The sequence below is a fragment of the Marinobacter sp. SS13-12 genome (assembly GCF_030227115.1).
Classification (GTDB): domain Bacteria; phylum Pseudomonadota; class Gammaproteobacteria; order Pseudomonadales; family Oleiphilaceae; genus Marinobacter.
This window is the reverse complement of record NZ_JASSUA010000001.1, coordinates 2208035-2229703: the sequence shown is the minus strand read 5'-3', so window position 1 is coordinate 2229703 and position 21669 is coordinate 2208035. Positions and strand designations below refer to the sequence as shown.

22 protein-coding genes are annotated in these 21669 nt (G+C 58.3%); 3 read left to right on the top strand and 19 right to left on the bottom strand.

Going from position 1 to position 21669, the window contains the following annotated elements:
- Positions 1 to 4: 4 nt before the first annotated feature.
- The 7 genes from QPL94_RS10245 to flhA form a co-directional block, all read right to left on the bottom strand.
- Positions 5 to 2125, bottom strand: a complete 2121-nt coding sequence (locus tag QPL94_RS10245; protein WP_285357159.1) for a chemotaxis protein CheA — start codon at positions 2123 to 2125, stop codon at positions 5 to 7.
- A 17-nt stretch (positions 2126 to 2142) separates the two neighbouring features.
- Positions 2143 to 2931 (bottom strand): protein phosphatase CheZ, encoded by a 789-nt coding sequence (locus tag QPL94_RS10240; RefSeq protein WP_285357158.1) that lies wholly within the window; start codon positions 2929 to 2931, stop codon positions 2143 to 2145.
- A 21-nt stretch (positions 2932 to 2952) separates the two neighbouring features.
- Positions 2953 to 3336, bottom strand: a complete 384-nt coding sequence (gene cheY, locus QPL94_RS10235; RefSeq protein WP_114613228.1) for a chemotaxis response regulator CheY — start codon at positions 3334 to 3336, stop codon at positions 2953 to 2955.
- Between the two features lie 179 nt (positions 3337 to 3515).
- Complete coding sequence (locus QPL94_RS10230) at positions 3516 to 4247, bottom strand: RNA polymerase sigma factor FliA (protein WP_285357156.1); 732 nt, start codon at positions 4245 to 4247, stop codon at positions 3516 to 3518.
- A gap of 29 nt (positions 4248 to 4276) precedes the next feature.
- Positions 4277 to 5089 (bottom strand): MinD/ParA family protein, encoded by an 813-nt coding sequence (locus QPL94_RS10225; protein WP_137434964.1) that lies wholly within the window; start codon positions 5087 to 5089, stop codon positions 4277 to 4279.
- 46 nt (positions 5090 to 5135) lie between these two features.
- Positions 5136 to 6434 carry a flagellar biosynthesis GTPase FlhF gene (flhF, locus tag QPL94_RS10220; protein WP_285357155.1) on the bottom strand — a complete coding sequence of 433 codons (1299 nt, stop codon included), beginning with the start codon at positions 6432 to 6434 and terminating at the stop codon, positions 5136 to 5138.
- Positions 6435 to 6494: 60 nt separating this feature from the next.
- The gene (flhA, locus tag QPL94_RS10215) at positions 6495 to 8663 is read right to left on the bottom strand and encodes a flagellar biosynthesis protein FlhA (protein WP_285357154.1); all 2169 of its coding nucleotides are present in this window, start codon (positions 8661 to 8663) and stop codon (positions 6495 to 6497) included.
- Positions 8664 to 8897: 234 nt separating this feature from the next.
- Here flhA and upp point away from each other — a divergent pair, with 234 nt between their 5' ends.
- The 3 genes from upp to QPL94_RS10200 are packed head-to-tail and all read left to right on the top strand — an operon-like array spanning position 8898 to position 11651.
- Complete coding sequence (gene upp, locus QPL94_RS10210) at positions 8898 to 9536, top strand: uracil phosphoribosyltransferase (RefSeq protein WP_137434967.1); 639 nt, start codon at positions 8898 to 8900, stop codon at positions 9534 to 9536.
- Positions 9537 to 9538: 2 nt separating this feature from the next.
- A complete protein-coding gene (locus QPL94_RS10205; RefSeq protein ID WP_285357153.1) occupies positions 9539 to 10795 on the top strand; it encodes a uracil-xanthine permease family protein in 1257 nt (418 codons plus the stop codon).
- A complete protein-coding gene (locus tag QPL94_RS10200) occupies positions 10776 to 11651 on the top strand; it encodes a class I SAM-dependent methyltransferase (RefSeq protein ID WP_285357152.1) in 876 nt (291 codons plus the stop codon). The genes QPL94_RS10205 and QPL94_RS10200 overlap by 20 nt, the downstream gene beginning before the upstream one ends.
- A gap of 273 nt (positions 11652 to 11924) precedes the next feature.
- Here the strand turns inward: QPL94_RS10200 and flhB are convergent, their stop codons facing one another.
- The 12 genes from flhB to QPL94_RS10140 all read right to left on the bottom strand — a co-directional run bounded on the left by flhB (position 11925) and on the right by QPL94_RS10140 (position 21636).
- On the bottom strand, positions 11925 to 13061 hold the full coding sequence (gene flhB / locus QPL94_RS10195; protein ID WP_285357151.1) for a flagellar biosynthesis protein FlhB: 1137 nt from the start codon (positions 13059 to 13061) through the stop codon (positions 11925 to 11927).
- A gap of 199 nt (positions 13062 to 13260) precedes the next feature.
- A complete protein-coding gene (gene fliR / locus QPL94_RS10190) occupies positions 13261 to 14043 on the bottom strand; it encodes a flagellar biosynthetic protein FliR (protein WP_285357150.1) in 783 nt (260 codons plus the stop codon).
- Between the two features lie 6 nt (positions 14044 to 14049).
- On the bottom strand, positions 14050 to 14319 hold the full coding sequence (fliQ, locus tag QPL94_RS10185) for a flagellar biosynthesis protein FliQ (protein WP_150987977.1): 270 nt from the start codon (positions 14317 to 14319) through the stop codon (positions 14050 to 14052).
- 12 nt (positions 14320 to 14331) lie between these two features.
- Complete coding sequence (gene fliP / locus QPL94_RS10180; RefSeq protein ID WP_285357148.1) at positions 14332 to 15096, bottom strand: flagellar type III secretion system pore protein FliP; 765 nt, start codon at positions 15094 to 15096, stop codon at positions 14332 to 14334.
- A gap of 1 nt (position 15097) precedes the next feature.
- Entirely contained in the window at positions 15098 to 15577 is a 480-nt protein-coding gene (gene fliO / locus QPL94_RS10175) for a flagellar biosynthetic protein FliO (protein WP_285357147.1), read from the bottom strand.
- A gap of 1 nt (position 15578) precedes the next feature.
- Entirely contained in the window at positions 15579 to 16103 is a 525-nt protein-coding gene (gene fliN, locus QPL94_RS10170; RefSeq protein ID WP_285357146.1) for a flagellar motor switch protein FliN, read from the bottom strand.
- Positions 16096 to 17097 carry a flagellar motor switch protein FliM gene (fliM, locus tag QPL94_RS10165; protein WP_137434975.1) on the bottom strand — a complete coding sequence of 334 codons (1002 nt, stop codon included), beginning with the start codon at positions 17095 to 17097 and terminating at the stop codon, positions 16096 to 16098. Before fliM ends, fliN begins: the two co-directional genes overlap by 8 nt.
- A gap of 69 nt (positions 17098 to 17166) precedes the next feature.
- Positions 17167 to 17679 carry a flagellar basal body-associated FliL family protein gene (locus tag QPL94_RS10160; RefSeq protein ID WP_285357144.1) on the bottom strand — a complete coding sequence of 171 codons (513 nt, stop codon included), beginning with the start codon at positions 17677 to 17679 and terminating at the stop codon, positions 17167 to 17169.
- A 155-nt stretch (positions 17680 to 17834) separates the two neighbouring features.
- Positions 17835 to 19085, bottom strand: a complete 1251-nt coding sequence (locus tag QPL94_RS10155) for a flagellar hook-length control protein FliK (RefSeq protein WP_285357143.1) — start codon at positions 19083 to 19085, stop codon at positions 17835 to 17837.
- A 107-nt stretch (positions 19086 to 19192) separates the two neighbouring features.
- Positions 19193 to 19537: an Hpt domain-containing protein gene (locus QPL94_RS10150; protein WP_285357142.1), complete on the bottom strand. Its 345-nt coding sequence runs from the start codon at positions 19535 to 19537 to the stop codon at positions 19193 to 19195.
- A gap of 15 nt (positions 19538 to 19552) precedes the next feature.
- Positions 19553 to 21298, bottom strand: a complete 1746-nt coding sequence (locus QPL94_RS10145; RefSeq protein ID WP_285357141.1) for an ATP-binding SpoIIE family protein phosphatase — start codon at positions 21296 to 21298, stop codon at positions 19553 to 19555.
- A gap of 32 nt (positions 21299 to 21330) precedes the next feature.
- The gene (locus tag QPL94_RS10140; RefSeq protein WP_137434980.1) at positions 21331 to 21636 is read right to left on the bottom strand and encodes an STAS domain-containing protein; all 306 of its coding nucleotides are present in this window, start codon (positions 21634 to 21636) and stop codon (positions 21331 to 21333) included.
- Positions 21637 to 21669: the final 33 nt, after the last annotated feature.

The following is a 21669-nucleotide window of genomic DNA, read 5'->3' as shown; positions in this document are numbered from 1 at the left end:
ACGGTCAGCCGTAGTTCTGCAGCAGGCTTGGAACGTCAATTATGAGTGCAATACGGCCGTCACCGGTGATGGTTGCACCCGCCATACCCGGTGTTCCCTGCAGGGCCCGGCCAAGAGGCTTGATTACCACCTCTTCCTGGCCAACAAGCTGGTCCACCACAAAGCCAACGCGGCGGGTGCCCATGGCGACAATCACCACGTGGGCGTTCTCCGGCTCCGGCTCTCCCGCCGCGCCTTTCACCAGCCACCGCTTGATGTGGAACAACGGGAAGACCTTGTCGCGGACCACAATACATTCACGGCCGTCAACGATGTTCTTTTTGCTCAGATCCAGGTGGAAAATCTCCACCACGTTCACCAGGGGCAAGGCGAAGGACTGGTCCCCGAGCATGATCATCAGGGTGGGCATGATGGCCAGCGTCAGCGGTACCTTGATGACGATGCGCGAGCCTTTGCCCAGCTCGGATTCGACACTCAGCTGACCGTTGAGCTGCCCGATCTTGGTCTTGACCACGTCCATGCCAACGCCACGCCCGGAGACATCGGAGATCTGGTCCTTGGTGGAAAAACCGGCGGCAAAAATCAGGTTGTAGCACTCTGCGTTTGTCAGCCGGTCTGCAGCATCCTTTTCATAGATGCCCTTTTCAACGGCTTTGCGCCGCAACACGTCCGGGTCCATACCGGCGCCATCGTCTTCGATAAACAACAGGATATGGTCACCCTCCTGCTCAGCGGAGAGAGTTACTTTACCCTGCCGAGGTTTCCCGGCTTTTTCACGGACATCGGGGGCTTCAATGCCATGGTCAACCGAGTTGCGCACCAGGTGGACCAGAGGATCGGACAGTGCCTCCACGAGATTCTTGTCCAGGTCGGTGTCTTCGCCGTGCATCTCAAGATTGATTTCCTTCTTGAGACTCCGCGCCAGATCACGAACCACCCGCGGGAAGCGACCAAACACTTTCTTGATGGGCTGCATTCGCGTTGCCATCACGGCAGACTGAAGGTCCGTGGTGACCACATCCAGATTGGAGACAGCCTTGTGCATGTGCTCGTCTTCGCTCTGCGCACCCAGGCGCTGCAGGCGGTTACGCACCAGCACCAGCTCACCCACCATGTTCATGATGTCATCAAGGCGCTTGGTATCGACCCGTACCGAGGTCTCGGCGACCGGAGCATTTGCCTCCCGGGATGGCATCGCGGGCGCGGCTGACGTGGCACCGGCCTTGCCTTCTGCCTGCGGCTTGTCAGAATTATCGGACGATTTGTCAGGCTTTGTGCTGGCTGGTCTGGCTGCCGGTTTTTTGTCGGCAGGGGCTTCAGCGGCGCCCGAAGTTTCTGCCGTGGGGCTACCCCCCTTACCGTGCAGATCGTCCAGCAGCTTCTCGAACTCGTCGTCGGAAATCAGATCCTCACCGTCATTATTGCCGGCATCTTCAGGCTTCTCCGGCTCTTGATCATCAGCTTTACCCGTTTCTGGCGGGCCGGCGAACTGGCCCTTGCCATGGAGCTGATCCAGCAGTGCTTCAAATTCATCATCGGAGATTTCGTCATCACCGCCGGCAGACGGGCTGCCTCCCCCGGATGTGGCCGGGGCGCTGTTTTTCTCGTCTTCAAGGGCATCCAGCAGTTGTTCGAATTCGTCGTCGGTGATATCACCGTTATCGTCGCTTGAGCCTGCTTCCGTCGCTGGTTCTGCCGGCTCTGCCGCTGCGCTTGCTGCCGGGGCTGCTGCTCCCGCAGGTTTCGCCAGCGCATCCAGGGCGGCAATCAGTTCGTCGGGAGCGGGCGTCAGTTCTTCATGGTGACGAACCTGTTCGAACATGGCGTTGACATGGTCCAGCACTTCCAGCACCACGTCCATCAGCTCAGAGTCCACCTTGCGCTTGTGATTGCGCAGGATATCAAACACGTTCTCCGCGGAATGGCAGCAGCGGACCAGGGCATCCAACTGAAGGAAGCCGGCACCGCCTTTTACCGTATGAAAACCACGGAAAATGGCGTTGAGCAGATCACTGTCATCCGGATGTTGCTCAAGGTCGACAAGCTGCTCTGACAGCTTTTCGAGTATCTCGCCTGCTTCAACAAGGAAGTCCTGCAGGATCTCTTCATCGGCATCAAACGCCATGGGTTACCCTCTTTTACTCAGAAACCAAGACTGGACAGAAGATCATCAACATCGTCCTGGCCCGATACAACATCTTCGCGCTCTTCGGCTTTTATCTGCGGCCCCACACCCTGCTCCGCCGATACTTTTTCCTTCTCATCCAGTTCGTGCACGGTGCCGGTCATCTGGTCCACATGGCTGGCCATCACCACCAGGCTCAGCAGATGTTCCTCCACCTCTTTGACCAGTGTGGTGACCTTCTGGATGACCTGGCCGGTCAGGTCCTGAAAATCCTGGGCCAGCAGTATTTCCGACAGGTTCTCGTACATGGCGCCGGCATCGGTATTGAGGCTGACAAAAAAGGTATCTATCCGGGCATAGAGTTCGCGGAATTCTGCCGGCGCCATCTCACGGCGGCGCAGCCTCTGCCACTCGTCCCTCAACTCTGCCGCTTCATCACGAATGGCGCTGGCCCGGGGCATGGCTTCTTCCACCAGGTCCATGGTGCGGTTAGCCGCCTTTCCCGTCATCTGGACCACGTATTCCAGGCGGTCCGACGCGTCGGTCATTTTTGACAGCGCTTCGGACTGTTCATCATTACGCGGATCGACATGAAAGTTGCGAATTGCCTCATGGAGGCTGCGGGTCAGCCGGCCAACCTCGCGGTACAGACTCTGATCCCTTACCTCGCTGAGCTCATTGATCAGGGTCATGGCCCGGGCATACTCTCCGGCATTGACCTGTTCAGCCAGTTCAGCGGCCTGGCTACGGAGCTTTTCCGTAATCTCCGGGTCGAGGCCCTGGTGGTTCTTGTCATTTTCGCTCATGGGAGCCCGTCCGACCTCTGATTACTGGATTCGCTCGAAGATCTTCTCAATCTTCTCCTTGAGGACCGCTGCAGTGAACGGCTTGACCACGTAGCCATTCACCCCGGCCTGCGCCGCCGCCACAATCTGATCCCGCTTGGCTTCGGCCGTTACCATGAGCACCGGCAGGGTCTTGAGGTTCTCATCAGCCCTGACTTCCTTGAGCAGGTCCAGCCCGGACATGCCCGGCATGTTCCAGTCGGTAACCAGAAAATCGTATTTTCCACTGCGGAGCATGGGCAGTGCGGTATTGCCATCATCCGCTTCATCGGTGTTGGTAAAGCCAAGATCGCGAAGCAGGTTCTTGATGATCCGTCGCATGGTGGAGAAATCATCCACGATCAGGATTTTCATGTTTTTGTCCAATGGGACCTCCAGTATAAAACGCCCGGAATTCGTTTTTGGCTTCCGGCTCTCAGTCCAGCAAGCCGGCAGATTTACCGCTTATTGTGTTGCCTTTGGCCCGGTTGTAAAGCACCGGTTACCAAAAGGCTACAGTAAAGAATGCTTTGCAACGCTGCACCACGACTGTGACCGGGCAGAGCTCACTGCTTCCAGTCGGAGAGCCGACCCCGCAATCGAAGTGCCGCCTGGCTGTGGATCTGGCTCACCCGGCTTTCGCTGACACCCAGAACTGCGCCAATTTCCTTGAGGTTCAGTTCTTCCTGGTAGTACAGACCAAGCACCAGTTTCTCGCGCTCTGGCAGATCGCCAATGGCCGCGGCCAGGTTCTTCCGGAAGTTGTCCGATGTCAGGCCTTCCAGTGGGTTATCACTGGTCTCTGCTTCGTTTATCGGCAGGTCGCCGGATTCATTGAGCTCATCGAGGCTAAAAAGTCGGCCACTGTTGGCATCGCTCAGTGAGGAGTGGTATTCATCAAGGCTCTGGCCGAGTTCCTCGGCGACTTCCCAGTCCAGGGCTTCACGACCCAAGCGGTCCTCGACGGCCTTGATAGCTTTGGCAATACGGCGGGAGTTTCTGTGCACGGAGCGGGGAACCCAGTCCCCCTTACGGATCTCATCCACCATGGCACCGCGGATCCGGATGCCTGCATAGGTTTCAAAGGTAGCCCCCTTGGTGGAGCTGTAACGTTGGGCCGCTTCCAGCAAACCGATCATACCAGCCTGCATAAGGTCCTCAAGCTGGACCGAAGCCGGCAACCGGGCCATCAGGTGAAGTGCGATTTTCTTGACCAGCGGCGCCTGCTCCTCAACAAGCTGTGAGGGCCCCTGCGTGCCGGTCCGGTGGTAGATTCCAAGTTCTTTCGCCAATGTCATGTATCCGGCTTTTCAGTGAAGGATCAAAATCAGACTTCGACGAGCCGCTCCACAAAAAATTCCAGATGCCCCCGGGGCGATTGTGGTAATGGCCAGTTGTCGACTTTATCCGCCAGGCTCTTGATGGCAAGCGATGCCTTGGCACGGGGATAGGCATCAAGCACAGCGCGCTGGCGTTGAACCGCCTTTTTTACGGCCTCGTCGTAAGGCACTATACCCACATATTGTAGTGCTACATCCAGAAACCGCTCGGTCACTCTGGTCAGTTTTTCAAACAGATGGCGGCCTTCCTGCTCGTTACGCACCTGATTTGCCAGAATGCGGAAGCGGTTAGTGCCGTAATCACGGTTCATCAGTTTGATCAGGGCGTAAGCGTCGGTGATGGAGGTGGGTTCATCGCATACGACCAGCAACAACTCCTGGGAGGCTCGCAGGAAGCTGACCACAGAATCGGAAATACCGGCCGCGGTATCCACAATCAGAACGTCAATCTGGTCGCCCAGTTCGCTGAAGGCATTGATCAGCCCGGCGTGCTCGAGCGAGGACAGCTGGGTCATGCGCTGGGTACCGGAGGAAGCTGGCACAATCCTGATTCCGCCAGGACCGCTGACCAGCACATCGCGCAGGTCGCAGTCACCGGCAATAACATCCTGGATGTTCCGGTTGGCGGTAATCCCCAGCAAAACGTCAATATTGCCAAGACCAAGATCGGCATCAAGCAGCACGACACGCCGCCCTTTCTGCGAAAGGGCGATGCCGAGGTTCACCGCAACGTTACTCTTGCCAACGCCCCCCTTCCCGCCGGAAATCGCAATCACCTGTACCGGATGTGGTTTGCTCATACTGATTCTGATCTCTTGCCACGTTGAACCACAGGCTGTGTTGTTATTAAACAGCGACCGCCTCTTGCTGCTGGAGTTTTTTCAGCCTCTCCACGGCCAGCCGCACCAGCGGAATGGGTTCGGCGTGGTGCAGGTCTTCAGGGATCTTCTGGCCGTCAGTGTAATAGGCAACCGGCAATCCCGTTTCCATAACAAATCCCAGCGATTCTCCCAGGGTCAGTGCTTCATCAATTTTTGTCATCACACACCCTGTGAGATTTGCCATCTTATAGCAATGCCAGACGGATTTCATGATGCGTGGCTGACTGGTCGCAGAAACCACCAGATGGGTGCGAATATTGTGATGACTGCGGGCCAGTTCCGTGAGTTGCTCCTCGTACCCTTTATCGGTACTGGTCAGGCCTGCAGTGTCGATCAGCACAAGGTGGCGGTCCGACAATTCGTCGAGAATATCATCCAGTGAATGGGTCTCATCCACTACCCGCACCGGGACATTCAGAATGCGCCCGAACACGAACAGTTGCTCGTGGGCAGCCACCCTGTAGCGATCCGTGGTCACCAATGCCAGGGAATCGGCTCCGTGGCGCAGTACATAATGGGCCGCAAGCTTACCGATGGTGGTGGTCTTGCCAGAGCCTGTGGGGCCCACCAGGGCATAGACGCCACCCTCCTCGGGCCACTCGGCCCGGGAGGTTTTTACGCCGGCTGCCAGCATTTTCAGCGACTGTTTCCAGCCATCTTCAAGACGCCCGGCACGGTGGCGACGGGACAGTGAACCGGCAAGCTCCTGGCCCAGACCGAATTCCTGCAGCCGTTCCGCCAACCGTTGCTGCACCGCATTCACTGCCGTTTTTTCAGGCTCGGCCGCCGCTCGACGGGCACCGACCAGGTCTCTGAGAGAGCTGATTTCAGCGCGCATCTGGGCCAGCTCACCGGAATAGCCCGGGTTCACGCTAACAGGCTCTTCCACCGTTAATTCGCTGCCGCCAAAAGCATCGGCCGCCAGACTGGCATAACCCTGATCCGAGCCATTATTGCGGCTGCCCGCCCCTGAGCGCTTTTCCCGGACTTCGCGGATTCGCTCACGGGAACGGCCAAGCTCATCCTCCAGGCGGCGGTGCTGTTCCGCCTGGAGTTCTGCCAGCCGGGATCCATTGGTGGCTTCCCGGGCTGCATCTCCCAACCGTTGGCGCGCCATATTTTCGTCATAATCCAGCGCTGTCACAATTTCGACGCCACCATCCACACGACGATTGGACAGAATCACTGCATCGGGGCCCATCTGGTCCCGCACCTGGCGCAGCGCCTCTGCCATGCTCTGGGCAAAAAACCGTTTTACTTTCATGATGACTCTTCCTCCCCGGTCAGCGCTGTGTGGCGCCTTCCGCCTTGCCGTCCGCGGCCTTTACTGGCCAACGGATGCCACAATGGTGATCTGTTTGTTATCCGGTATTTCCTGGTACGACAACACGTGCAATCGCTCAACCCCGAAACTTGCAAACTTTGCCAGTACCGGCCGTAGCGGCCCGGACACCAGCAGTATCGCCGGCTTGCCCAGCATCTCCTGGCGCTGGACGCTGTCCTGGAGTGAACGCTGGAGCTTCTCGACCATATTCGGTTCCAGCACCAGCCCGATGTCTTCCTGACCGCCGGATTGTTGACTCTGCTGCATGGACTTTAGCAATAACTGTTCCAGGTCTGGATCCAGCGTGATCACCGGGATTTCGGAATCGTTGCCACAGATGCTCTGGACAATCATCCGGCGCAGGGACTGACGGGCAACCGTGGTCAGCAGTTTCGGGTCCTGGCTCTTCGGATGTACGTTCACGATGGCCTCGGCGATCGAGCGCATATCGCGGATTGGCACCTCTTCCTTCAACAGGCTCTGCAGCACTTTCAACAGCAGGCTGATGGAGACGGTGGTGGGAACCAGCTCTTCCGCCAGCTTCGGAGACACCTTTTCAAGCTGATCCAGCCATTTCTGGACCTCCTCGTGACCCAGCAATTCATGGGCGTGCTTCTGGAGGATCTGGTTGAGGTGTGTGGCCACTACGGTACTGGCATCCACCACGGTATAGCCCAGGGTCTGCGCCTGGTCCTTCTTGTCCGGCTCTATCCAGCTGGCATCCAGACCAAAGGCGGGGTCCTTGCCCTCAATACCTTCGATCTTGCCAAACACCTGGCCGGGATCGATGGCCAGCTCCCGGTCCGGATGGATTTCGGCCTCGGCGATGGTCACGCCCATCAGGGTAATGCGGTACACGTTGGGCATCAGGTCGAGGTTGTCGCGGATGTGAACCGAGGGCATCAGGAACCCCATATCCTGGGAGAGCTTCTTGCGCACACCCTTGATCCGGCTCAGCAGCTGACCACCCTGGGATTTGTCCACCAGGGGAATCAGACGGTAGCCGACCTCCAGGCCAACGATGTCCACCGTCGCCACATCATCCCAGCCCAGCTCACGTGTCTCACCCGGCGCCGGAAGCTGGGCACCCTGGTCCCCACCATCACCAACGGAGGGAATATCCCGGCCAGTCGGTCTTGCGCCGCCGCCCCTGACCGGAAACACCCCCTCTTCCTCAATGGTCTGGCGCTCCTGCTGCCAGATATACCATGCAATGCCACCGGAAATGGCGCCAAGACCGAGAAAGGCGATGTGAGGCATGCCCGGAATCAGGCCGAGAATGACCAGAATCACCGCCGCAATACCCAGGGCCTTGGGCGCATTGAACATCTGCTGGAGTATCTGCCCACCCATATCCTGGCTGGAGGTTACGCGGGTAACCATGATGGCGGCAGACGTCGACAGCAACAGCGACGGAATCTGCGCCACCAGACCGTCACCAATGGTCAACAGCGCGTAGTTCTGGGTGGCGGTACCAAAATCCAGGCCGTGCTGCACCATACCGATGGCGATACCGCCAATCAGGTTGATGGCGAGAATCAGCAAGCCGGCGACGGCGTCGCCCTTGACGAACTTGCTGGCACCGTCCATGGACCCGTAGAAATCGGCTTCCTGGGCGATCTCGGATCGACGGTGCTTGGCCTCGTCCTGGTTGATCAGGCCGGCATTGAGATCCGCATCTATGGCCATCTGTTTGCCGGGCATGGCATCCAGGGTAAACCGCGCACTGACCTCCGAGACCCGGCCGGCACCTTTGGTAACCACTAGGAAGTTGATGATCATGAGGATGGCAAACACCACCAGGCCAACCGCGTAGTTACCACCGATCAGCACCGCCCCGAAGGATTCGATGACTTTACCGGCAGCGTCCCCGCCTTCATGGCCATTGAGCAGTACGATCCGGGTGGACGCAACGTTGAGCGCCAACCTGAGCAGCGTGGCCACCAGCAATACCGTGGGAAAGGACGCAAATTCCATAGGGCGCAGGGCGTACACGCACACCAGCAATATCACGATGGAGAGAGTGATGTTGAAGGTAAAAAACACGTCCAGCATGAATGCCGGCATGGGCAGTATCATCATGCCCAGCAGTCCCATCAGCATGATGGGTACGCCCAGATTACCCCGCGTCAGGGATTTGACATTATTGAGGACAAACGCTCGGTCCATGCCGGGAAACTCTCCGATAAGCGGTTAACCGCGGTCTTTCGCGGGTGGTTTTTTTGACGCCGACGCATCAATTGAAGGTGTGTTCGCAAGATCCGTACCAGCCCTCAGGGTTTTTATCTCCACCATGCCTGACGGACCTGTCGATATACGGTATCCTTGCGCCATTTGCCGGCCTTTGCGCCGCGCCAACATTCAGCATTCAGCCACAGACCAGAACGCAAAAAAGGTGAGCCCATGCCCATTCACGAGGTGAAACACCCGCTGATCCGCCACAAGCTAGGCCTGATGCGCCGCGCCGACATCAGCACCAAGAATTTCCGGGAGCTGGCCCAGGAAGTGGGCGCCCTGCTGACCTACGAGGCCACCAAGGATTTCTCGCTGCAGAAGAAAACCATTGAAGGCTGGGCCGGCCCGGTCGAGATCGAACAGATTCAAGGCAAGAAGATCACCGTTGTTCCAATTCTACGCGCCGGCATGGGTATGCTGGACGGCGTACTGACCCTGATTCCTGGCGCCCGCGTGAGCGTTGTCGGCCAGGTAAGAAATGAAGAAACCCTCGAAGCCAGCACCTATCTTGAGAAGCTGGTGGGCGAGCTTGACCAGCGTATGGCGATGATTGTGGATCCGATGCTGGCCACGGGTGGCTCCATGATTTCCACCATTGATCTGCTGAAAAAAGCGGGCAGTACGGAAATACGTGCGCTGGTGCTGGTCGCCGCGCCGGAAGGCATAGAAAAGGTGCTGGAAAAGCACCCGGATGTATCCATCTACACCGCATCCATTGACGAGCGGCTGAACGAGAAAGGCTATATCCTCCCCGGCCTTGGCGATGCCGGCGACAAGATTTTCGGCACCAAGCAGAAGGACGTCTGATCATGCAGGACCACCTGAACGACCCGGTCTGGAAACAGGCCATTGCGGGCTCGCAGATGTTACTGGTGGCCTTCGGCGCACTGGTATTGATGCCGCTGATCACCGGCATGGACCCCAACGTTGCGCTGTTCACTGCCGGCATTGGCACCCTGATTTTCCACATCGTCACCGGCGGCCAGATCCCCATCTTCCTGGCGTCTTCCTTTGCGTTTATCGCGCCAATCATCGCTGCCAAGAGCCGGTTTGGACTTGAGGAAACCCTGGGTGGCCTGATGGCTGCGGGTATTCTCTACATCGTCCTGAGTGGCGCTGTGCGCCTGCGTGGCACAGGCTTCATTACCCGCCTGCTGCCCCCGGTGGTCATTGGCCCGGTGATCATGGTAATCGGCCTTGGCCTGGCCCCGGTCGCCGTTCACATGGCCTCCGGCCGCACCGGCGATGGCGCCGAGCAACTGGTACCCTATGACACCGCCATCTGGATCGCGATGATCTCCCTGACGATAACGGTGATCATGGCGGTCTGGTCCAGCGGCATTTTCCGGCTGATCCCGATCATGTTCGGCATCATTGTGGGTTACATTCTCTCGGCCATCGCCGGCATCGTGGACCTGTCACCTATCACCGAAGCGCCCTGGTTTGCCGTTCCCAACTTTGTGACACCGGAGTTCAGCTGGGCGGCTATCCTGTTCATGATTCCGGTTGCGATAGCACCGGCCATCGAACACATCGGCGACATCCTCGCCATCGGCACAGTTACCCGCAAAAACTACCTGGTAAAACCCGGCCTGCACCGCACCCTGCTGGGTGACGGCCTGGCCACCAGCGCGGCCTCTGCCCTCGGTGGCCCGCCCAACACCACCTATTCCGAAGTCACCGGCGCCGTGGTGCTGACCAAAAACTTCAACCCGAAAGTAATGATCTGGGCCGCCTGCATCGCTATCGTACTGGCCTTCGTAGGCAAGTTCGGTGCCGCCCTGCAGACCATACCGGCGCCGGTCATGGGCGGCATCCTGTGCCTGTTATTCGGCTCGATTGCGGTGGTAGGCCTGAACACCCTGATCCGCCACCAGGTAGACCTGTCACAGGCCCGCAACCTGGTCATCGTGGCCATCACCCTGGTGTTCGGCATTGGTGGCATGGCCATAGGCAATATCGAGGGCATCGCCCTGTGCGCCGTGGTGGCCATCGCCCTCAACCTGGTCCTTCCCGGCAGTGGCGAGGCGTGGGGTAAAAAGATCCATGAACACGACACCCTCTGACAAAAGTCCGAGCAAAAAAGCTGACAGCTCCGGCATCAGCTTCACCGCCCTCTATACCGGTGCCGTCTGGCACCGGCACGGGCTTTCGGACGACGTACTCGCCACCGACCAGGGCCGTTGGCTCTACCACCTGATGACCCCATTCGAAGCCAGCAGCAAGGCCCTCATCGGCGGCAGCATCCGCACCTTCCTGCTGCAACGCCACCTGATTATCGACCACCTGATCGAGCAGGCCCTCGAACGGGGCGTCACCCAGGTGCTGGAAATTGCCTGTGGCATGTCGTCCCGGGGTATCCGATTGCGGGACAAACACCCCCTGCTCCACATGGTGGAAGCCGACCTCCCCGGCATGGCCACCCGCAAAGCTGCACGGTTGCTGGTAGCCGGTCGCCTGGGCGATCGCCATCAGGTCACGCCTGTCGATATTCTGGCGGAGTCGGGCGAGCAGGCACTGGAGGCGGTGGTGGAAAGAGCTTTCAACAACAACGAACCCATGGTTGTCGTCACCGAGGGCCTGACCAGTTACTTCTCACTGCCGGTCATTTCAGAGTTCTGGAAACGCCTTGCCCAGCTGATGCAACAGCGCCCGGGCTCGGTCTACCTGTCGGAAAGCTACCTGATGCCAGGCCAGCCGCTGCTGCGAGGAACGCTGAAGTCCCTCGGCGGTTTACTGGGGGCGGTTACCCGGAGTGATGTCAGCTTTCATTTCCTGAACGACCAGCAGGCCGCTGAGCATTTCGCTGCATGCGGGTTCCCTTCTGTAGCGGTCCACAATCCTGCGGACTTTTATGGTCGCCTTCCGATTCCCGAAAGCCGGCATGATCCCATGGTTCGGGTTATTGAAGCTCGGTCCTGACCTGCACACTTGTAGGTCGGATTAGCGAAGCGTAATCCGACAAATGTTGTATGGCCGAGGCACAGCGTCGGATTACGCTTCGCTAATCCGACCTACGTTTGGAGTTATCTGAGAGGCCGAACGTGGTTCGTCGGGTGGGCTTTCCAAAACTGTGCGGAGCCATGGATGGCGGAGCTCAAGCGCCACAGGGATGTGCTTGAGCGTGTTTTGGAAAGCCCACCCGACGAACCACCTCCTCCGCCATCAGAAGGCTACAAGCAGGCAAACACCCCACTAAACATCCCGCCGCAAATCCGAAGGAATCGGAAAATCCGGAACATGGGGTTTCTGGCCGCGCCCCTTGCGGAACTGGCGAAGCTGGAATACGTAGGCAAGAACCTGGGCAATCGCCATGTACAGGCCATCCGGAATTTCACCACCCACCTCGGTGTTGTGGTAAACCGCCCGGGTCAGAGGCGGCGTGCGGAGGATATCCACCTTGTGTTCCCGGGCAATCTCCATGATCTTGAAGGCCGTTTCGTCAGAACCCTTCGCCACCACAATGGGCGCCGCCATCTTCTTCTGGTCGTACTTCAACGCCACCGCGTAATGGGTCGGGTTGGTGATCACCACATCAGCACCCGGCACATCCTGCATCATCCGGCGCTGGGCCATTTCCCGCTGCAGCTGACGAATCTTGCCTTTCACTTCCGGCTTGCCTTCGGTGTCCTTGTACTCGTCCTTCACCTCCTGCTTGGTCATGCGCAGCTTTTTCTGGTGATCGAAGATCTGGAAAGGTACGTCGATCGCAGCAATGACGATGGTGGCGCAGGCGAGGACGAAAAAGCTCCAGCCCAGGGTCCACAGCACGTGCTCCATGGCGGGCCTGACAGACTCTTCCGAGATGCTGAGGAGGTCGTCCGTGCGCAGGTTGAGGATCAAAATGGCCACAGCCATCACAAGGCCCACTTTCAGGATGGCTTTGACCAGTTCGATCAGAGAGCGCAGGGAAAACATGCGTTTCAGGCCCTTGAGGGGGTCCATGCGATTGAGTTTTGGTGCGATGGCCTTGCCACTGACCAGCAGGCCGCCGATGCCGATGGAGCCGGCGATGGCTGCAATCAGCAGCACGATCAGCAGTGGAGCCAGGGCGAGGGCCGCTTCCTTCGCTGACGCCAGCAGCTGAACGCTCATGTGGCGGGTATCGAAAATAGCGGAGCGCTCTATGGTGAAGCTGTCCCGCATGATGCTTTCCATGGAGGCGCCCATGGAGGCTCCGAATACCAGCAGGCCGCCGGCGCCGGCCAGCAGGACTGCCATGGTGGCCAGTTCTTTGGAACGCGCGGTCTGGCCATCCTCCTTGGCCTTTTCCAGCCTTCGGGGGGTGGCCTCTTCGGTTTTCTCCTGGCTGTTGTCGTTTTCTTCGGCCATGTTTTGTCTTCTTTGATTCGGAGTATCGGCCGGTGGGGATGGCTATCCAAAACACGCTCCTTCGGCACATCCATGTGGCGCTTGAGCTCCGCCATCCATGGCTCCGCACAGTTTTGGATAGCCATCCCCACCGACCTCTGCGAACTACAGTGTCAGATCCGAACCAATACCACCTTTCCTGTCAGTTGGTGGTTAGCGGTTAAGGCTGGCCCTGCAGGTTTCGCATGAATTCGAACGTTTCCCTGGTGTACTGCTCGAAGTGCGGCAGAAAATTGGCGTGCAGCACCCATATGGCAAATAATCCAAAAATCAGGCCAATCGGGAAGCCGAGGGCAAAAATATTCATCTGGGGGGCGGCGCGGGTCATGACGCCGAAGGAGATGTTGACGATGAATACGGCGGTTACCGCCGGCAGGGCCAGCAGCACTGCGGAGACGAACATCCAGCTGATGCGGTGGGCCAGTTCCCAAACACCCGCCTGCCCCAGGCCTTCAAGGCCGATGGGGAGGGTGCGGAAGCTTTCTATGAAGACTTCGAAAGCCACCAGGTGGCCGTTCATGGCCAGGTACAGAAGTGTGATGGTGATGCTGTAGATCTGTGCCAGTACGGGCACGTTTACACCGTTGGCCGGGTCGACCATGGAGGCGAAGCCGAGGCCCATTTGCATGGCAATCATCTGACCAGCGACGACGAATAACTGGAATAACGCGGTCAGGGCGAAGCCCATGCCGACACCGATCAGGATCTGCTGCAGGGTGATGATGACCCCATCCGCGCTGAAGGCGTCGACTTGCGGTACCGGGGGTATCATCGGCGCCACCAGGATGGTAATGAGCAGGGCCAGGCCCAGCCGGACCCTGGCGGGTACCAGTTGGGTGCCGATAAAGGGGATGACCATCATGAAACTGGCCAGCCGGAACAGTGGCCAGAGGTGTTGGCCTATCCACTGGTTAATCAGGTCGGCTGGTATTTCTGTGGGCATGCCCGGTCAGCCGATCAGGTAGGGAATGCTGGTAATCAGCCGTTCCGCATGATCAAGAAGCTGGGTGAGCATCCAGGGGCCGGCGACGATGATGGTGATCAGGGTGATCAGCAGGCGCGGCAGGAAGCTCAGGGTCTGTTCGTTGATCTGGGTGGCGGCCTGGAAGGTACTGACCACCAGGCCGATGACCAGGCCGGGGCCGATGATCAGGCTTGCCAGCAGTACAATCATCCACAGGGCTTCACGGAGGATGTCGATAACGGTTTCGGGTGTCATGTCTGCACTCCCCTATAACCCGTAACTGGCGGCCAGGGTGCCCATGATCAGGGCCCAGCCGTCTACCAGTACAAACAGCATGATCTTGAATGGCAACGAAATGATGATCGGCGACAGCATCATCATACCCATGGCCATCAGCACACTGGCGACCACCATGTCGATGATGAGAAACGGAATAAACAGGATGAACCCGATCTGGAAGGCGGTTTTCAGCTCGCTGGTGACAAAGGCCGGCAGCAGCACCCAGAAGGAAACGTCCTGGGCGGTGGCGTATTGTTCATCGGCAATGCGCATGAACAGGCCCAGGTCGCTTTCACGGGTCTGGGCCAGCATGAACTTGCGGAACGGCTGGCTGGCCTGTTCCACGGCCTCCAGCGATGTCAGCTCTTCTTCCATGTAGGGCTGGAGCGCAACTTCGTTCACCTCTTCCAGCACCGGCTTCATGATGAAGATGGTGAGGAACAGGGTCAGTCCGAGAAGGATCTGGTTGGACGGTGTGGACTGCAGACCGAGGGCCTGGCGGAGTATGGCAAACACCACGATGATGCGGGTAAAAGACGTCATCATCATCAGCATCGCTGGCAGGAAGGTCAGCGCTGTCATCAGCGCCAGGATCTGCAGCGATACCGAGTATTCCTGTACGCCTTCTTCTTCGCCCGGCGTTACCGTGAAAGCAGGTATCCCCGGAATATCTGCCAGTGCCGCAGGCGCCCAGGCGGTAAGCAGTAGCAGAGCCAGTAGCGCAATCACACGACCGGGAACATGCGCCAACATGTCAGGAACCTTCCTTCGATGAAGAGCCGGAACCCCAGGATTTACCGATCATGCCCTGGAGCTTGCGGGCGAAGTCACCGGATACCGGCTCACCGGCGCTGACCACTGGCTCGTCAAATACATGGAGTGTGCGAATCGTGGACGGGGTGACGCCCAGCAGAATCTGTGTGCCACCCACTTCGATCAGTGCTATCCGTTCCCGCGTGCCCATGGGCATCACCGAGACCACCTTGATGGCGCGGGTATTGCCCCCGCTCATTCCGCCCATCCGCCGCACAATCCAGGCGCAACCGAAAATCAGGGCCAGCACCGCCAGCAGGCCGACACCCAGGGTCAGCATGGTGACCAGGGTGTCGGGCGCTGATGTCGCTTCCCGCGCAGGGGCTTCCTGCTCCTGGGCCGTGGCAAGGGCTGGCGTCAGGAGTGTCAGGATCAAGCCGGCAAGCCCTTTGCGAGCCAGAAGACCAGATGGCAGCGTCATATTACTTCTGCAACCGTTTGATACGTTCGCCGGGGCTGATCACGTCTGTCAGGCGGATGCCGAACTTTTCGTTGACCATTACCACTTCGCCATGGGCTATCAGAGTGCCGTTCACCAGCACATCCAGCGGCTCGCCGGCCAGTCGATCCAGCTCAATGACCGAGCCCTGGTTCAGCTGTAACAGGTTGCGAATCGGGATCTGGGTATTGCCCACTTCCATGGAGATAGTAACGGGAATATCGAGAATAACGTCCAGATCGGGGGCCGGGCCATCACCCTGGGTGAAGTTGGCACCTTCCGGAAACTCCTCCATGGGCGCGGCACGGACATTGTCCCTGCGGTTCCCACTGTCATCCCCGGCGCCATCATCCCCGGATTCACCCGCTTCCGCCATGGCAGCCGCCCATTCATCCTCCCGACCGTCGTCATCGCCATCGCCAGACTCTTCCATGGCAGATTCCCACTCGGCAGCGAGCTTCTCGTCTTCGCTGAGCTCCTGCTCGTCTTTCTTGTCGTCATCAGCCATTGTTGCGTCCCACCTTCAGTTGCTTTTTCACCTTGGGCACGGTTGCCCGTTCATGAATTCTCAGTGCCAGCTTGCCATCGCGGGTACCCATCGTGGCTTTATAGATGGGGATACCGTTGGCAGTCAGGGTCAGAAATTCGGGAATTTCCACCGGAATGATGTCGCCTTCTTTCAACTTGGCAATATCGCGAAGGGAAATGCGGCGCCGGCACACCGTGGTATTGACAGGTACGTTGACTTCCTTGATGTCTTCCTGAAGGGCGCTGACCCAACGTTCGTCTACATCATCAATGTCACTCTGGACGCCAGCGTCCAGCACGTCCCGGATAGGTTCAATCATCGAATAGGGCAGCGCCATGTGCAGCTCCCCACCGCCGCCATCCAGCTCAATATGGAAGGTGCTGACCACCACCACTTCGCTGGGGCTGACGATGTTGGCCATGGCCGGGTTTACCTCGGAGCTGAGGTACTCAAAATCCACCTTCAGCACCGCATGCCAGGCTTCCTTCATGTCGTGGAAAACCTGGTCCAGCACCATCTGCACGATGCGGGTTTCCGTCGGCGTGAATTCGCGGCCTTCAATTTTGGCGTGACGGCCCTCACCGCCAAAGAAATTGTCCACCAGTTTGAATACCAGCTTGGCGTCCAGCACGAACAGGGATGTGCCGCGGAGGGGCCGGACCTTGCACAGGTTCAGACTCGTAGGCACGTACAGGGTGTGGATGTATTCGCCGAACTTCATGATCTGAACGCCACCGGTGGACACATCGGCATTACGGCGCAGGAGGTTGAACAGACTGATACGTGTGTAGCGGGCAAAACGCTCGTTGATCATTTCAAGCGTAGGCATGCGGCCACGGACAATACGATCCTGGCTGGCAAGATCGTAGGACTTGATACCGGTCTCGTCGGCCTCGTCATACGTATCAATATCGCCGTCGTCCACACCGTGGAGGAGCGCGTCGATTTCGTCCTGTGACAGTAAGTCCTGCATACGTTTCTCTGCCCCTTTATCCGCCCTCGCCGGGCCTGATGAGCTGTTTAATACATTCTGTTGAACGCTCTATTGAACGACGAAGTTCCTGAACAACACCCGCAACAAGGGAGGCTCTCCCTCCTGCTCGAGCGCACTGTTGACGGCCTCCAGCATGTCATCGGCCAACGCCTGCCGACCTTCCGGCGTCTGCAGGTTCTCAAAACTTCTGCCCCCGAGCACGCTGATCAGCCGGCTCCGCAATAGCGGCATATGCTGGCTGGCTGCGGCCAACGCCTCGGGATTGTTGGCTTCAAAAGCAAGATAAGCCTGGGCATAACGCTGGCGGCCCTCGGCCTGTACCGTGGTGACCAACGCCTTGTCCAGCAAGGTATAAGTGCTGGGAACAAAAACGTCGACCTGCTCCGCAACCTCTTCGTCATCACCACCGGTGATACCGGGAATACCTCCTCCCCCCAGGAACCACATGGTTCCGACCACAGAGAGCCCTACAGCCAGAGTAACCACCAATACCAGCAGTATAATCAGCTTGAGTTTGCCTTTCTTTGCCGGCGCCGCCTTGGGCGCATTGTCTTCAGCCATAACGTGCTTCTGCCAGAAATCCGTCAACCGGAGAGGATATATGAAGGTACAAGCAAAGGACGGGCCAGAAAGCCGCATCCTCCTTATCAGAACAGCAGTTTAGCCTTGCTGTGGAGGATGGGCAAAAGAAGAATTACCGGGGAAGGGAAATCCGTTCAGGCGAAGATATCAACTTCGCCTTTCCAGGTCAGATCCAGGGATTCCGCTTGCAGGTCCTGATCCTCCGGGCTGCGGTCTGCCAGGGCACCACTGCCGTTTCCGTTCTGTTCACCAGGGCCCTCTTCCCCGGCCTGTTGCTGCGGGGAGTCTGAAACATCGAACTGTTCGAGGGAAAGGCCCTGCTCGCTCAGCATATCCCTGAGGCGATGGCTGTGGAGTTCCAGCTGATCCCGTACGGCAGGATTGGCCGAATGCACGGTTATATTTGCCTGTTCCTGCTGAACCTGGACCCGCACTTCCATCGGGCCCATATCCGGTGGTGTCAGGTGTATTTCAGCAACTGACATATTGCGTGCGGTCAGCCACGTCAGCTTGCCAACCAGCTTGTCGCCCCACTCCGCGTGATTGACCGGCACATCGATAGACGTAGTGTATCCCCGCAACGCGGCTGCCTCGGCGGGCAACTTTGCACTGTTGGGATTGGCCACCTGCTGGCTGGCCAGCTCGGCAGCTGCCTGAAAGCGTATTGCACCCTGAACTGACGGCGTCTCCTGGGTACGGGCGGTGTCGGCTGCCACGCCCGACATGAATGCCTCGGTCAGGGCCAGTCCGGCCCCTGCCCCGACACCCTGCCCATTGCCCTGGCCAGGTTTGCTGCCGGCGGCGCCAGGCAGGCCTGTCATGAATCCGGCAATTGCCTGCACCCCCGGCATTACGCCATTACCGCCAGCCTGGCCGCCACTCTTGCCGGTGGCGGCGAAAGGCAGATTACTGCCATCAGTCCCCTCGGCCGGCATCAGCAAAGCCTGAAGACCGGCAAACGTCAGAGGCACGGCCTCTTCTGGCAGGTTCTGGTCAGTCATCTGTTGCGGAATAACGTTGTCGGCACCAGAGGCGGTATCGGCCATTGCCGAAAGGTCAGCTGATTCACCAGTCTCGGCGGCGGCCTGGTTGTCTGTATTTCCGGTTTCCGTTGCCGCGGCGGCGTCCTTGCGGTCGTCCGGGCGTGTGTCGCGGCTTTTCTCCTGGCGCGCCTGTTCATTTCGGGCTTCATTACGGGCGGTTTCGTCAGAGCGCGCCTGATCCCGTTTTTCGGCCTGCTTTTTGTCGAGCCGCTGCTGTTCGGTACGGGAAACAGCATCAAAATCACTGTCACCGTTTTTTTCGCGGCCGCCCGACGCAGGCTTTACGCTATTATCGGACTGCGGCCCCTGCGGGGATGTCTGGGGAAGAACCATTTGGGACATGGCAACCTCTTGCCGCTTTTTGCTGATCGGAGTGTATCTATATGCGTTATCCGGGTATTTAGCAAAAGTGGTGCCATTCTGGAAAAAAGCAGTGACCTTTCGTCAAGTTACTCCAGAAACCGTCGGAGATTTGCTTTTACCTGCCCGAATTCGCTCTCGATGGCATCGACCATGGCAACAGCCTCCCCCAGGCGATTATTGCGCCCGGCCTTTTCAGCTTCGGAACACAGTTCACCCAACCTCGGTGCACCAATATTGATGCAACTGCCCTTGAAGCTGTGCGCGGATTTGGAAAAGCTGTCCGCGTCCTCCTGTTCCAGGGCCGAACGCAAATGAGCAATGCGATCAGAGGAATCCTTGATGTAGGTGTTGATCAGGATATCGAACTCATCCTCCATCACATCCTGCAACTCGGCCAGTGCCTCTTGATCAAGGTGCGGCTTTTCCGTCATGACCAACCCCCCTGTTTATGTATTGGTGCTGCCCTCCCGGGCAGCAACCTCGGAAAAATGCCAATCATAGATAATCTCCGTCCGGGTGCCATTTTCCCGGAGACTGAGGGAGTGCCCCAGCTTCCGCAACAGCATCAGCCCCCGCCCGGAGTAGCCACTGTCATTGCCGGCCGCGGCGACGCTACGGTAATCGAATCCGCTACCACTGTCTTCACAAACTATGGTCAGTTGCCCGCCCCGGCCCGTCATGGTATGGGTCAGAGAAAACCGGATAAAGTGGCCTGATACCGACCGCAAGCGCCGTTCCCGCTCGGCATAGTAGCGGCCGAAACCGTCCGGCGTTGCCTTCCAGTCTGAAGACAGCCCCAAAACACCGTGCTCCAGGGCATTGGTGTAAAGCTCTGATAACAACGTGTAGATTTCTCCACTCTTGCGCCGCAATCCCGGCACTTCCATACAGATATGGAGCAACAACGGTAACGGACTGAATTGCCCCAGCGACCGGTCCTGGATTTCATAGACACAATGCCATTCCGCAGGGCCTTCCAGTGCCGATTGGGGCAAACCGTCCGATACTCCCTCAAGCTCGGCTTCCTCCACCATTTCAAGCGACAATAGCGTTACATCATCCTGTTCTGGCCGCTTGCCGGTGAATGCGTGTATTCCTGCCATCACCGCGTCGAACGGTGAACCGGCATTGCCGGCGTCATCCAGCGAACGTTTCAGGCGGTCCTCGCCGTACATGTCGCCGTGACGATTCTCGGCTTCCATCACGCCATCGGTCATCATCAGCAGGGTATCTCCCGGCTCCGTGCGAAATATCTCCATGCCTGCATCAAAGCGCGCGGCACCAAGCACGCCCAACGGCAGATGCCTTGAGGCAATGCTCTCCAGAATCCCGTCCCTCTTTACAAGAACGCCATCCGGCAACCCCCCGTTCCAAATCTGCAACTGATTCAGGTGAAAGTCTGCCTGAATCATTGCTGCGCAACAGAACATGCCGGTGGGCAGTATCCGGCCAAGCTTCTGGTTAATTTCCCGCAGCACATCACTACCGCTGAAGCCCTTGCTGGTCATGCCGTAGAAAATCTCGGCCACCGGCATGGCACCGATGGCTGCCGGCAGGCCATGGCCGGTGAAGTCGCCAACCAGTATCTGCATCCCCCCTGCCGGACGCGGACAGGCGAAAAGAATATCGCCGTTGAAAATCGACATGGGAGAGGCGTGATAACGGATATTTGTCGAGTTCAGGCAGCCAGTGTGGGCTATGTTGTCGAACACCCGCTTGGCAACGTCCTGTTCCTCGAGAAGCTGACGGTTGCGGTCGCGGATCAGGTCGCGGTGTTCGCTAAGAGTGCGGTGCATCAGCCGCATGCGGTTGAAGGCATTGATCTTGGCTTCAATGATTGTGCGGTTATAGGGCTTCGTGAGGAAGTCGTCGCCGCCGGCTTCCAGGCAGCGGGCCAGCGCGTCGGCATCAGACAGCGAGGTCAAAAAGATAAGTGGCACCAGGCGCTCGCCCGCCAGCGCCTTGATATGACGGGCAGCTTCCATTCCGTCCATAACCGGCATCAGCGCATCCAGCAACACAATGTCCGCGCCGGACTGACGGAATATTTCGACGGCGTCTTCGCCGTTCCTTGCGTCTTCAACCTCATGGCCAAGACGACGTAGAAGGGTTTTGAGAATCAGGCGGTCACTGTCGCTGTCGTCGGCGATCAGAATCCTCAGCGGCCGGTTCTCTGAGAGTGAATCATCCACGACGAACCTCCGTGACCCCGCGATGTCACGACTCAGCGAATCGCAAACAACTGTTCAAAATTGGATATGGACAGTATACGGCGAACGTCATTGTTGCAGTTTTCGATGCGAATTTTCGCGCTGTCGCCGCCGGCGTAGTCTCTCAGTAACAGCAGCATTCCCAGAGCCGAGCTGTCAAGATAGGTGGTGTCGGAAAGATCCACCACAAAGGCCGTCACATTTTCGTCACCATGTTCATAGGCATCACGAAAGGCCTGATGGGTACTGAAATCGAAGCGCCCTTCAATTTTTATGGTCAGGGTTCGACCGTCCTCACTGCGATGCGTCTGAATCGGCATTCCGGTGCCTCCATGAAGTACTAGCCGGGTAAC